Source organism: Pseudoalteromonas sp. SR43-5 (assembly GCF_014163835.1).
In the GTDB taxonomy this organism is placed as follows: Bacteria; Pseudomonadota; Gammaproteobacteria; order Enterobacterales; family Alteromonadaceae; genus Pseudoalteromonas; species Pseudoalteromonas distincta.
In genome coordinates, this window is sequence record NZ_JACJEA010000004.1 from 120440 (window position 1) to 134088 (window position 13649).

Here is a 13649-nt window from a genome sequence, read left to right on the forward strand (position 1 = left end):
AGCATTGTTGCTGGCATTTTTTTGCTCATAAATAAGCTAAAAACTTTTTAAATGTAAATTATGCCTGCTCTATTGGTTCGAGCTTTAATTTAGCGGCAATTAAAACGGCTTGGGTACGATTGTACACACCGAGTTTTCTAAATATGGCTGTAATGTGTGCTTTTACTGTCGCTTCTGATATGTGTAGTTCATAAGCAATTTGCTTATTAAGTAAACCTTCGTGCAGATATTGCAGCACTCGGTATTGTTGAGGCGTTAATGAGGCAACTTGCGCTGCTATTTCTCTATCTTCACCTTCAATTTCAGCTACTTTGTTTTTTAGCTCTTTTGGTAGCCATGTATCGCCTTCAAGTATTTGGTTAATTGCACTGGCAATATCATCAGACGATGATGATTTAGGAATAAAACCCATAGCGCCGTAGCCCATTACTTTAGAAACGATATTCACGTCTTCACTACCCGAAACAACGGCAATAGGTAAGCTTGGGTATTCTTCTCTAATACGAATAAGACCATATAAATCACCATTACCTGGCATGTGAAGGTCTAGCAGTAATATATCAAGATCCTCTTGCTCGCTTAACACTTGCAGTGTGCTGTCAAAATCGGATGATTCAAAAACCTCTAAACCCTCAAATTTTGCGCTCAGTGCGCCCTTTAGTGCTTCACGAAATAACGGATGATCGTCCGCTATTAAAAACTGACTCATGGTTCACTCCTAATAAATTCGGCTGCCAGTTAGGTTTTAAACCTTTACTGACAGCCGATATACTACGTTTAGAATCAACTTGTAATCAAGTTTTTAACGCACATTTAACGATTTAATCTGTTCTCGATTAGTTCATCGACAACTGAAGGATCGGCAAGCGTTGACGTATCACCGAGTTGTTGGTGCTCATTTGCAGCGATTTTACGTAAAATACGACGCATAATCTTGCCTGAACGTGTTTTTGGCAAACCCGGTGACCATTGAATCATATCTGGAGATGCAATTGGGCTGAGCTCTTTACGAACCCAATTACGTACCTCTTTAGTTAATTCATCGCTTACTGTTATACCTTCGTTAGGCGTAATGTAAACATAAATACCTTGGCCTTTAATATCATGGGGGTAACCTACAACAGCAGCTTCTGCTACCGCTTCATGCGCAACTAACGCACTTTCAATTTCGGCAGTACCAAGGCGGTGCCCAGACACATTAAGTACATCGTCCACACGGCCTGTGATCCAGTAATAACCATCTTCATCACGACGACAACCATCGCCTGTAAAGTAAACTCCTGGGTAGGCGCTAAAATAAGTTTGTTCAAAACGTTCATGGTCGCCATAAACAGTTCGAGCTTGCGATGGCCAACTATCTAAAATAACTAGATTACCATCTACGGCACCTTCGAGTGTATTACCTTCAGCATCAAATAATGCAGGCGCAATACCAAAAAATGGATGTGTTGCAGAACCTGGTTTTGTATCAGTAGCACCCGGAAGTGGTGTGATCATAATGCCACCGGTTTCTGTTTGCCACCATGTATCAACAATCGGGCAATTAGATTTACCAATACTCTCGTAATACCATGTCCACGCTTCTGGATTTATTGGCTCACCTACTGAACCTAAAATACGTAAACTATCGCGATGTGACGAAGCTGTAGGCTCATCACCTTTAGCCATTAGTGCTCTAATTGCTGTAGGGGCGGTATATAAAATAGTAACGCCGTGTTTATCAACTACTTCGCCCATACGCCCTGCAGTTGGATAAGTGGGGACACCTTCAAATAAAACCTGAGTACAACCGTTTACTAATGGCCCGTACGCAATGTAACTGTGGCCTGTGATCCAACCTACATCGGCACTACACCAATACACATCATCTTCTTTTAAATCAAATACGTATTCATGTGTCATTGATGAGTAAACTAAGTAGCCACCTGTAGTATGTACAACACCTTTAGGCTGACCAGTAGAACCTGATGTATACAATATAAACAAAGGATCTTCAGCATTCATTGGCTCTGGCTCACACTGTGCTGGTAAGTCAGCAACTAGCTCGTGCCACCATATATCGTGCTCATTCCAATCAACTTCACCGCCTGTTAATTGATGCACAATAACGTGTTCAATTGTGGTTACAGTTTCTTGCGCTACCGCTTCATCTACATTTGCTTTTAATGGAACACAATTTCCTGCTCTGCGTCCCTCATCAGAAGTAATAACAACCTTAGCACCAGAATCTCTAATACGATCAGCAATAGCCGATGGTGAAAAACCACCAAATACAACAGAATGAATAGCACCAATACGTGCACAAGCTTGCATTGCATACACCGCTTGTGGGGTCATTGGCATATAAATAGCTACGCGGTCACCTTTTTGTACACCCAGTTTTTTTAAACCATTGGCAAATTTAGCCACTTCGTCATGAAGTTTTTGATAAGTAATGTTCTCACTTTGAGAAGGATCATCACCTTCCCAAATAAGCGCAATTTTGTCTGCTTTCGTTTTTAAGTGGCGGTCAATACAGTTGTAAGACGCATTTAAATAGCCATCTTCATACCATTTAATACTGATGTGGCCTTTATCAAAAGAGGTGTTTTTAACTTTAGTGTAAGGAGTAGACCAATCGAGGCGTTTGCCATGCTCACGCCAAAAACTTTCTGGGTCATCAATAGATTGCTTATAAAGCGTATTATATTTATTTTTATCAATGAGAGTCGCATCTTTAATATGCGCAGGAACTGGATAGATACTTTGTGACATCTTCGTCTCCATTTAAATTACTTGCCTTAAGCTTTTATCAAGGATTACTCAGCAGTACTTTATTAAGTATTAGACCTTAGTTGTACTCTACTCCAATTTACTCATTTGTAGTTTATAATCCACCTGCTTTCAATTTTTTACATAAATAATACAACGCGTTAAATGTAAGTAAATGCAAACTAATCAACTCTAAAACCTTAGTCTTATAGACCAATAGGTAATTGAGTAAATATTGCACATATTCAAAAGTGTTTGTGTACTTTAATAAAGATATTTGCGGTATTACTTGCCAAAGCTTTATTTAACGAATGAAAACAATATGTGTATTGAAAAGCCAAATTAACACCCTTTTTTATTCGTAAGTAATACTAGTAGCAAGTAATACAACCTTACATGAAAAAAAAAAAGCAACAAACAACAAGTAGCCTATAAAGGACACCACAATGAAATTTACCCCATTAAAAACATTAGCAGCAAGCGCTGTATTATGTGCACTATCAAGCACTGCTTATGCAGCGACTGCCGCAAAAATTGGTGATACGGAATTTACTTACGGTGGATACATTAAACTCGACTCTATGTGGAGTGATTATTCAGCGGGTGCGCCTGCAGGCTCAAACGTAGGTCGTGACTTTTACGTACCAAGTACCTTAACAGTTGGCGATGATAACAGCTCAGATGCTGTATTTGATATGCATGCTCGTGAGTCACGTTTTAACTTTGGCACAGCCACTGTTATGGATAACGGTAAAACCGTTAATACTAAAATTGAAATTGACTTTTTGGCCTCGGCTGCTGGCGGTAATGAGCGAGTTTCAAATTCTTACGCCCCGCGTATTCGCCATGCGTTTGTGACTTACGATGGTTGGTTATTTGGTCAAACATGGTCTAACTTCCAAAACGTGGGGGCGCTTGCTGAAACGCTTGATTTTGTAGGCCCTGCTGAGGGCACTGTGTTTGTGCGTCAATCGCAAATTAAATACACCACTGGCGCATGGTCGTTTTCATTAGAAAACCCAGAAAGTACAATTTCTACTACTAGCGGTATGGTAGTAACTGATGATGCATCATTGCCTGACTTTACAGCTCGTTACACACACAAAGCCGATTGGGGTAACATTGTGGTTGCAGCGCTTGCTCGCCAACTTACTTATAAAGTAGGCAGTGTTGATGCAGATGAAACTTCTTTTGGTATTAGTGCATCAGGTAAAATAAACCTTGGTGAAGACAACCTTAAATTTATGCTTACTCAAGGTAAAGGCTTAGGCCGTTACGTAGGCTTAAACGTTGCTCACGGTGCAGTACTTAATGGCGATGAACTAGATGCAATTGATTCGACTTCTGGTTTTGTTGCTTACCAGCACAAGTGGACAAGCCAATGGCGTTCAACGTTCTTATATTCATTCTTCAGTGCTGATAACAACACTGATTTATTAGCTATTTCTGGTGATCCGACTGAATCAAGCCAAAGCTATAGCGCTAACATTCTATACTCACCGGTTAAACGTCTAACTTTTGGTGCTGAGCTAAAGCATGCTGAGCGTGAAACTGAAAGCGGCGTTGATGGCGATTTAGACCGCTTACAGTTTTCTGTTAAATACTCTTTTTAATAACTAGAAAGCTAACTACTTTAAAAAGCGGCCTAGGCCGCTTTTTTTATAAGCGAGATTGAGTTCTATATAATTCATCAATTCGTACCTAAAATCTTTATATGTGGCGCTAAAATCCAAAAAAATAGAATTATTATTGATAAAAACACTAAACACAATTGCAAATCGATATCATTTAGATTAAGTTACGCACTTCTTTTGAACTAACTGGAAAAACTTATGTCGTCCCCTCAAGTTTTGCGTTTATCTAAACTAAGCTTTGCTACTTCTTTAATTTTATCTGGTTATGCACTTGCTGATGAGGCAAATGTAAAATCTGAACCTCTCGAAAAAATTGCGGTATATGGTCAGCATCATAAAAACTATATTACTGAAGAAGCGCAATCGGCTACCAAACTAGGTTTAACAATTAAAGAAACACCACAATCAATCTCGGTAGTTTCACGCGCACTAATGGACGACTTTTCACTAGACGACATAAACTCAGTACTTGAAAGCACGCCAGGCGTAACAGTAGAGCAAATAGAAACAGATCGTACTTACTTTAAGGCCCGTGGTTTTGAAATTACGAACTTTCAAGTTGATGGCTTAGGGATCCCACAAAGCTCAGGCTCTATTCAAGGTAGTCTTGATACATCAATTTATGACCGTGTAGAGATAGTTCGCGGTGCTAATGGTTTAATGACTGGCGCCGGTAATCCTTCTGCAACTGTAAACATGGTTTTAAAAAAGCCAACTTATACAACACAGGCAAATGCATCAGCATCGTATGGCTCATGGAATAAAAAACGTTTAGATTTAGATGTATCTACGCCAATAAATGAAGACCACGCTGTACGCGCTGTATTTACAAAGCAAAAAGCTGACTCATATTTAGATCGCTACGAAACAGATAAAACCATTGTTTACTTAGCCTACGAAGGCAAATTAACAGACAACACATTATTAAGCGTTAACTACGTTAACCAACAAAAAGACGCAGATAGCCCGCTGTGGGGTGCACTACCTCTTTATTATACAGACGGAACAGCAACCGATTACGACGAATCAACCAGCACTGCTGCTGACTGGTCTTACTGGGATAACAGTGCTGAGCAAGTATATGTAACACTTGAACAAAACTTATCGGCAACATGGGTAGCTAGAGCACGTTATGCTCACATCGAAAACGAACAAGACTCAGAGTTGTTCTACGTATACGACACCCCTGATAAAGATACTGAACTTGGTTTAACAGGTTATGCTAGCCGTTATGATTACGAAGATAAGCATGACTTATTTGATTTATATGCCAGTGGTAAGTTTGATTTATTTGGCCAAGAGCACGACCTATCATTTGGTGTTAGCCAAGCTAAAATGGATTACAACGAGCAGTCTCTTTACGATTACACTACAGGCAATGGTTTTCCAGATATGCCATCACTTAAAACGTGGGATGGTGTAGTACCAGAGGCAACACTTGCTGATGGCTTAGATGGTAGTGATATTACTAACGAGCAAAAATCAGCTTACATATCTACTCGCATTAAATTAAGTGAGCCTTTAAGTGTGCTCGCTGGTGTGCGTTATACCGATTGGAAAACAAAAGGGAGTGCTTACGGTGTTGAACAAACAAGAAGCGACTCTGAAGTTATTCCTTATATTGGCACGGTGTACGACTTTAACGAGTCTCTATCAGCTTATGCAAGCTACACAGAAACATTTGTACCGCAAAAAGAGCTTGATATTAATGCCAACCAATTAGCTCCCGTAATAGGTAAAAGCAGTGAAGTTGGTATAAAAGCACAGTTACTTGATGACCAAATTTTCGTAACTTTTGCTTACTTCGATGCAAAGCAGGAAGGGCTTGCCATAGCTTTACCCGACTCACTACCTAGTGATACGCGTTATTATGCAGCAGATGGTATTAACAGCAACGGCTTTGAAGTTGAACTAAGTGGTCGAATAACAGATGATTTAAGCGCAAGTGTAAGTTTTAGTAACCTAACTATTGATGGTGATGATTTAGTTAAAGATTACACACCTGAAAATCAACTTAAAGTGGCCGCAACCTACCAAGTACCTTTAGTTGATGGTTTATCATTTGGTGCAAACTATCGCTGGCAGGATTCAACTAGCCGAGTTCAAGTCGAAGATACAAATGGTATTGCAAGCGTCACTACTCACCAAGATGCATACGGGTTACTTGATTTAATGGCCACTTACGAAATTACAGATAACGTAGGAGTCACTTTCAACGTAAATAACACCACAGGTGAAAAATATTTGCACAGCCTGTACTGGGCACAAGGTTACTACGGTGCACCTCGTAACTACGCCCTATCTGTAAACTGGCAATTATAAATATATTTGATTAATTAAAGACTCTAGATTTTTTTCTATTGAATTAAAAAACGACACATTTTTAATGTGTCGTTTTTATTTTATCTAACCCGATGTAAGTTTTTAATAACAAAAAAGCGCTAATCATTACTGATTAGCGCTTTTCAAAGCTCGGGTCAAATCAAGCTTAAAAACTCATTTGGGTGCAGTTTAAAGGTCTGGATCGTCGCCTAACTTATCTTCACCGTCTTCAGGTTCAATAGTTGCTTTTAGTAAAAGCATTTCGCGTAACTTACCTTCAATCTCATCTGCAATTTCTGGGTTTTCTTTCAAAAACTTAATTGAGTTAGATTTACCTTGGCCAACCTTGTTGCCACTGTAACTGTACCAAGCACCTGCTTTTTCAACAATTTTATGCTTAACACCTAAATCAATTAACTCGCCTTGCTTAGAAATACCTTCGCCATACATGATGATAAATTCAGCTTGTTTAAATGGCGGCGCTACTTTGTTTTTAACAATTTTAACGCGGGTTTCGTTACCAACAACTTCATCACCTTCTTTCACAGAACCAATACGACGAATATCAATACGTACCGATGCGTAAAACTTAAGTGCATTACCACCCGTTGTTGTTTCTGGGTTACCAAACATAACACCAATTTTCATACGGATTTGGTTAATGAAAATACATAACGTGTTAGAGCGTTTAATATTACCAGTAAGCTTACGTAATGCCTGTGACATTAAACGTGCTTGTAAGCCCATGTGCGAGTCGCCCATGTCGCCTTCAATCTCAGCTTTTGGTGTAAGTGCAGCAACCGAGTCAATAATAACGACGTCTACTGCGCTTGAACGTACTAACATGTCACAAATTTCTAGTGCTTGCTCACCTGTATCAGGTTGAGATACAAAAAGGTCATCAATATTTACACCTAGTTTTTGTGCATATACAGGATCAAGAGCATGCTCAGCATCAATGAAAGCACATGTTTTACCTTCTTTTTGAGCTTCTGCGATAACTTGTAAAGTAAGCGTTGTTTTACCAGATGACTCAGGACCATACACTTCAACAATACGTCCCATAGGTAAGCCACCTATGCCTAAGGCAATATCAATACCTAGTGAACCTGTAGATACAGATTCAATGTTTAACGCTTTGTTGTCACCCAATTTCATAATTGAGCCTTTACCAAATTGACGTTCAATTTGTGATAGTGCTGCGTCTAACGCTTTTTGTTTGTTATCGTTCATTTTGTTCTCCAATCCAGCTAATGCGAACAAGTATACTGTATGAAATCACAGTATCAAGCTAATTTTTTCATTTTATCTCATCTATTACACTTTTTAATGCAAATACAATAGCTTGCAGTCTTACTTGAGCCCTATCACCAGTAAATATTTGTTTAAAGGTCAGTACTTTGTCATCAATTTGTATGCCAAACCATACAAGTCCAACAGGTTTACCTTCTGTCGCCCCGCCAGGCCCTGCAATGCCCGATACAGCTATAGATATATTAGCGTTTGTTGCTTTAATAGCACCTACTGCCATTTCATGGACTGTTTGCTCGCTCACAGCACCGTATTGATTTAATGTACTAGCACTAACATTGAGCAAATCTTGCTTTGCTTGGTTACTATAAGTGACAAATGCACGGTCGATATAAGCTGAACTTCCAGGTGTATCGGTAAGCGCATAACTCACTCCGCCACCAGTACATGACTCAGCAGTAGTGATCCATAAGCATTTATCCGTTAAAATAGCGCCTAATTGCGCAGCAAGTGTTTTAATCTCTTGATGTAATTCCATATTCAGCCTTTGGGTAAATACATGTCGTTTGATCTTTATGCACCACACACTATAAAACAACAAACCCCTATGATGCAGCAGTATCTAAAAATAAAATCAGAGCATCGCGATATTTTATTGTTTTATCGTATGGGCGATTTTTACGAACTTTTTTTTGATGACGCTAAACGCGCCGCTCAATTACTCGATATTTCGCAAACTCATCGTGGTAAAGCTGGCGGCGATCCCATTCCTATGGCGGGCGTACCCTACCATGCGGTAGAAAACTACTTAGCACGTCTAGTCCAAATGGGTGAGTCAGTCGCTATCTGCGAACAAGTGGGAGACCCTGCAACCAGTAAAGGCCCTGTTGATCGTAAAGTAGTGCGTATAGTTACACCCGGTACAATTTCTGATGAAGCGCTTTTACAAGAACGACAAGACAATCTCCTTACCAGCGTTTGGCAAAGTAAAAAAGGCCTATACGGGATTGCTTATTTAGACATTAACTCTGGTCGTTTTAATATTGTCGAAGTAAATACCGACGAAGCCTTTAGCTCAACTATTCAGCGCCTATCACCAGCCGAGCTTCTGTATAGCGAAAGCTTTGAAAACGTTCATTTAATTGAACATATAAAAGGTGCTCGCCGTCGCCCAGAGTGGGAATTCGACTTAGATACGGCTCAGCACTTATTATGCGATCAGTTTGGTACTAAAGATTTAGTTGGCTTTGGTGTTGATAAAGCCCATAGCGCGCTTGTTGCTGCAGGTTGCCTAATGCAATACGTAAAAGATACACAACGTATTGCACTGCCACATATTCGTGCAATTACGCTTGAGCACAACGAACACGCTGTTATTTTAGATGCCGCTACCCGTAAAAATTTAGAATTAACTGTTAATTTATCGGGCGGGTTTGAAAATACACTTGCTCAAGTACTTGATAAAACAGCAACGCCAATGGGTTCTCGCTTACTTAAGCGCCGTATTCATACACCAATTCGTAATAAAGACGAGCTAAATTCACGTTTAAATGCAATTAGCGCTATTTTAGATGCGCAGCTTTGTGGTGAATTACACGAATCATTAAAAGAGATTGGTGATGTAGAGCGTGTTATTGCACGCCTAGCTTTATGTACTGCACGCCCGCGTGATTTAACTCGCCTGCGCAGTGCGCTACAAGCACTTGCACCACTGCATACTTTGTTAGCTGACGCTAACGATCCTCGTATAGCAGGTATCATCAAGCACTCGCCTGAACTCCCTGATTTACAAGCGTTATTAGAACGAGCTGTGATAGAAAACCCACCGGTACTTATTCGTGACGGTGGTGTTATTGCTCCAGGTTACAATAGTGAACTTGATGAGTGGCGTAACTTAAGCAAAGGTGCCACTGATGTCCTTGAGCAATTAGAACTGCGAGAGCGCGAACGTACGGGCATTAGTACGCTTAAAATTGGTTATAACCGCGTACATGGCTTTTTTATTGAAGTAAGTAGAGCTAATGCGCACTTAGTGCCAGCCGACTACATTCGTCGCCAAACGCTTAAAAATAACGAACGCTACATTATTCCAGAGCTTAAAGAGCACGAGGATAAAGTACTCGGTAGCCAATCAAAAGCTCTCGCGCTTGAAAAACAACTATACGAGGAGCTGTTTAGATTTATTGCTCCACATATTGAGCAGTTGCAAATGATGGCAGCAGCATTGGCCGATTTAGACGTTTTAAACAATTTAGCTGAGCGTGCATTCGCACTCAATTATGCAAAACCAGAATTGTGCGATAACGACAATATAAGCATTAAGCAAGGTCGTCACCCTGTTGTTGAACAAGTAATGAAAGAACCGTTTATTGCTAACCCTGTTGAATTAAACAGCCAACGTAAAATGCTAATTATTACCGGTCCAAACATGGGCGGTAAATCAACCTATATGCGCCAAACGGCACTTATTGTTTTAATGGCTCACATTGGCAGTTATGTACCCGCTGACAGCGCTAAAATTGGTAATATCGACCGCATATTTACACGTATTGGTGCAAGCGATGATTTAGCATCAGGGCGTTCAACCTTCATGGTAGAAATGACCGAAACAGCAACGATTTTAAATAATGCAACTGCGCAGTCTTTAGTATTAATGGATGAGATTGGTCGCGGTACAAGTACTTACGATGGACTCTCTCTTGCGTATGCAACAGCCGATCATTTAGCATCAAAAATATCTGCTAAAACATTGTTTGCTACGCACTACTTTGAATTAACAGAACTTGCTGAGCAAACTACGGGCCTTGTAAACGTGCACCTTGATGCAATAGAGCATAACGACACGATTGCATTTATGCATACAGTTCTCGACGGTGCAGCAAGCAAAAGCTTTGGTTTACAAGTAGCAGCTCTTGCAGGTGTGCCAAAAGCTGTGATTGCACAAGCAAAGCAAAAACTTAAGTTGCTTGAAAATCATCAAAGCGTTACTGCACCAAATACAGAGCAACAAGCCTTTACTTTTAATAACGAAATTGCACAAAGTACACCTTCAGAAGTTGAAGAGCAGTTAAGCGCAATCGACCCTGATAATTTATCGCCACGCCAAGCGCACGATTTGTTATATAAACTAAAAGCATTGCTGTAATTTATATCACCTAATTTACAAGCATAAAAAAAGCCGAAGAATAAACTCTTCGGCTTTTTAACACACATAGTCTCTTAAACTATTTAACTAGTTACGAAAACTGATTAAACAAGCTATCTGTACTTAAACCTTCTTGTTGCAAAATATCTTTTAGACGACGTAATGCCTCTACCTGAATTTGTCTTACTCGCTCACGTGTTAAGCCTATTTCACGACCTACATCTTCAAGTGTAGATGGCTCATAGCCAAGCAATCCAAATCGGCGTGCTAACACTTCACGTTGTTTAGGGTTTAATTCACCTAACCAATCAACAATATGTTTATTAATATCATTATTTTGTACTTCGCCTTCAGGACCAGCACTTTTTTCATCAGGGATGATATCAAGTAGTACACTGTCGTTTTCGCCACCAATAGGCATGTCTACTGATGCAATTCTTTCGTTTAAACGTAGCATTTTAGTAACGTCTTCAACGGGTCTATCTAGGCAAGCTGCAATTTCGTCAGCTGTTGGCTCATGGTCAAGCTTTTGAGTTAACTCACGCGCTGTACGTAAATAGACATTAAGCTCTTTAACTACATGAATAGGTAAGCGAATGGTACGCGTTTGGTTCATAATGGCACGTTCAATTGTTTGACGTATCCACCATGTAGCGTAAGTAGAGAATCTAAATCCACGCTCAGGGTCAAATTTTTCAACTGCGCGAATTAAGCCTAAGTTACCCTCTTCAATTAAATCAAGTAGAGCAAGGCCGCGATTATTGTAACGACGTGCTATTTTAACAACCAAACGTAAGTTACTTTCAATCATACGTTTACGTGAGGCTTCACACCCTCGAAGTGATTTGCGAGAAAAAAACACTTCTTCTTCAGCACTAAGCAAAGGAGAAAAACCAATTTCGCCTAAATAAAGTTGAGTTGCGTCAAGATTTTTAGTTACTTCTTCTTTAGCAAAGATTTCATCGTCGTCTACTTTATCTAGTAGAGCTGTGCTTTCATCAACATCGATGTCATCGAACTTTTCGTCAGTCGTAGTATGTTTGTCAAGTTTTGCTGCGCTAGCCATAAGCCTTCTCCCGAGCAATTATCAATACCTAAAAATTAGGGTAGGTATTTAGCAGGATTGACAGCTTGCCCTCGGTAGCGAATTTCAAAGCGAAGCGCGGTGACCGGAGATTCTGAATTACCAATTTCTGCTATTTTTTGTCCTGCCTTAACTTTCTGCTTTTCTTTAACAAGTAATTTCGAGTTATGTGCATAAGCACTTAGGTAATCATCATTATGTTTCAATATGATTAAACTACCATAACCTCGAAGGGCGTTACCCGCGTATACCACTGTTCCTTGTGCCGCAGCTAAGACTGAAGCCCCTTTGCGATTAGTAATCTGTAAACCTTTATAACCGTTTTCCTTATTAGAAAAGCGTTTGGTAATTTTGCCCTGTGCAGGCCAAAACCACTTAACTTTACTGCTCGACAAACGTTTAGTATTACTAATTTTGTTACTGGCTTGTTTCTGAACATACTCTCGTTGTTTTGGGGGATCAAGCTCTTTCTTTAAAATTTTGTTATTTTTTTGTAATTTTTTTATAGACTTTTTACTCGAATTCGTATAATTTCCATCCCTTTTTGTTTTTTCGGGCTTAGGGAGTAAGGAGATGTTTTGCCCAGGGAAAATTGTGTAAGGTGATGGAATTGAATTGTTTTTTGCCAACTCCCTAAAGTCTTGCCCAGCACTAAAGGCAATAGAGTAGAGCGTATCTCCTTTTTGTACTTTATAGCTAACCCCATTAATGTTAACAGTATGACCTAAATCATTAACATTATTATTTAAGCTACTAACAGGTGCAGGAACATGGCGAGAAGAGCAACCAAAGAGAAAAATACTAATAAATATAGTTACATACAGTAAACACTGTTTATTCATTGTATTTTTCCCCTAAATTAGAAAATTGATATTTTTAACGCTTAACGCAATAAAAAGTAAGCTAGCGCAATTAATACCACTAATCCCCAACCAAGTATTTCAATATACTGACGTAATTTTCGCTCCATTTGAGCTCCGCCCCACTTCATTAAGGCTGAAACTAAAAAGAATCGCGCACCGCGCCCAATGGCTGATGCTATTAAAAATGGCAAAAATGCCATTTGTAAAACACCTGCGCCAATCGTAAATACTTTATATGGTATAGGCGAAAAACCGGCTAAAAACACAACCCAAACACCGTAATCCTTAAACCAGTTTAGTGCTATATCAAACTTTTCTTGCCAGTGCATTTGTGCAATCAATGGCTCTACAACGGGTTCAAATAGCCAAAAACCAAGTAAGTAACCAACCACTCCACCAATAACCGATGCTATTGTGGCAAAGCTTGCAAATCGCCATGCTTTGTTTGGTTGCGCAAGTGACATAGGTGCAAGCATTACATCAGGTGGTATCGGGAAAAAAACTGATTCTGCAAAGCTCATAGCAGCTAAGTAACGTTCCGCATGACGGTGTTTTGCCCACACTAGGGCCATATCGTATAACTTGGTAAACAACTTCAA

Annotated in this window: 10 protein-coding genes; 3 read left to right on the forward strand and 7 right to left on the reverse strand. The window is 39.7% G+C overall.

All coding sequences use genetic code 11. From position 1 onward, the window contains the following. Window positions 1-58: 58 nt before the first annotated feature. Both H5090_RS03815 and acs read right to left on the reverse strand, forming a co-directional pair. Window positions 59-709, reverse strand: coding sequence for a response regulator transcription factor (locus H5090_RS03815; RefSeq protein ID WP_002958948.1), 651 nt, complete (start codon window positions 707-709; stop codon window positions 59-61). 104 nt (window positions 710-813) lie between these two features. Further along, a complete protein-coding gene (gene acs, locus H5090_RS03820) occupies window positions 814-2754 on the reverse strand; it encodes an acetate--CoA ligase (protein ID WP_039486744.1) in 1941 nt (646 codons plus the stop codon). Window positions 2755-3197: 443 nt separating this feature from the next. Here acs and H5090_RS03825 point away from each other — a divergent pair, with 443 nt between their 5' ends. Beyond that, window positions 3198-4364 carry a DcaP family trimeric outer membrane transporter gene (locus H5090_RS03825; protein WP_024600614.1) on the forward strand — a complete coding sequence of 389 codons (1167 nt, stop codon included), beginning with the start codon at window positions 3198-3200 and terminating at the stop codon, window positions 4362-4364. Window positions 4365-4583: 219 nt separating this feature from the next. Further along, entirely contained in the window at window positions 4584-6707 is a 2124-nt protein-coding gene (locus H5090_RS03830) for a TonB-dependent siderophore receptor (protein WP_182695076.1), read from the forward strand. Window positions 6708-6896: 189 nt separating this feature from the next. Here H5090_RS03830 and recA read toward each other — a convergent pair whose 3' ends face one another. Continuing rightward, window positions 6897-7940, reverse strand: a complete 1044-nt coding sequence (gene recA / locus H5090_RS03835) for a recombinase RecA (RefSeq protein ID WP_002958952.1) — start codon at window positions 7938-7940, stop codon at window positions 6897-6899. A 67-nt stretch (window positions 7941-8007) separates the two neighbouring features. After that, a complete protein-coding gene (locus tag H5090_RS03840) occupies window positions 8008-8496 on the reverse strand; it encodes a CinA family protein (RefSeq protein WP_024597314.1) in 489 nt (162 codons plus the stop codon). Window positions 8497-8517: 21 nt separating this feature from the next. Here H5090_RS03840 and mutS point away from each other — a divergent pair, with 21 nt between their 5' ends. Next, complete coding sequence (mutS, locus tag H5090_RS03845; protein WP_182693730.1) at window positions 8518-11103, forward strand: DNA mismatch repair protein MutS; 2586 nt, start codon at window positions 8518-8520, stop codon at window positions 11101-11103. Between the two features lie 91 nt (window positions 11104-11194). Here mutS and rpoS read toward each other — a convergent pair whose 3' ends face one another. From rpoS to H5090_RS03860, 3 genes are read right to left on the reverse strand one after another with little or no spacing between them, the layout of a single operon-like run. Then, window positions 11195-12169: an RNA polymerase sigma factor RpoS gene (gene rpoS, locus H5090_RS03850; protein ID WP_002958955.1), complete on the reverse strand. Its 975-nt coding sequence runs from the start codon at window positions 12167-12169 to the stop codon at window positions 11195-11197. Window positions 12170-12204: 35 nt separating this feature from the next. Next, on the reverse strand, window positions 12205-13029 hold the full coding sequence (locus H5090_RS03855) for a peptidoglycan DD-metalloendopeptidase family protein (protein ID WP_182695077.1): 825 nt from the start codon (window positions 13027-13029) through the stop codon (window positions 12205-12207). 41 nt (window positions 13030-13070) lie between these two features. Next, window positions 13071-13649, reverse strand: a complete 579-nt coding sequence (locus tag H5090_RS03860) for a YqaA family protein (protein WP_002958957.1) — start codon at window positions 13647-13649, stop codon at window positions 13071-13073.

Bases quoted from the DNA above. Each gene is read 5' to 3' on its own strand.
- H5090_RS03815 (WP_002958948.1), bottom strand. From the start codon at position 709: ATGAGTCAGTTTTTAATAGCGGACGATCATCCGTTATTTCGTGAAGCA.
- recA (WP_002958952.1), bottom strand. From the start codon at position 7,940: ATGAACGATAACAAACAAAAAGCGTTAGACGCAGCACTATCACAAATT.
- H5090_RS03840 (WP_024597314.1), bottom strand. From the start codon at position 8,496: ATGGAATTACATCAAGAGATTAAAACACTTGCTGCGCAATTAGGCGCT.
- mutS (WP_182693730.1), top strand. From the start codon at position 8,518: ATGTCGTTTGATCTTTATGCACCACACACTATAAAACAACAAACCCCT.
- H5090_RS03855 (WP_182695077.1), bottom strand. From the start codon at position 13,029: ATGAATAAACAGTGTTTACTGTATGTAACTATATTTATTAGTATTTTT.
- acs (WP_039486744.1), bottom strand. From the start codon at position 2,754: ATGTCACAAAGTATCTATCCAGTTCCTGCGCATATTAAAGATGCGACT.
- H5090_RS03830 (WP_182695076.1), top strand. From the start codon at position 4,584: ATGTCGTCCCCTCAAGTTTTGCGTTTATCTAAACTAAGCTTTGCTACT.
- H5090_RS03825 (WP_024600614.1), top strand. From the start codon at position 3,198: ATGAAATTTACCCCATTAAAAACATTAGCAGCAAGCGCTGTATTATGT.
- rpoS (WP_002958955.1), bottom strand. From the start codon at position 12,169: ATGGCTAGCGCAGCAAAACTTGACAAACATACTACGACTGACGAAAAG.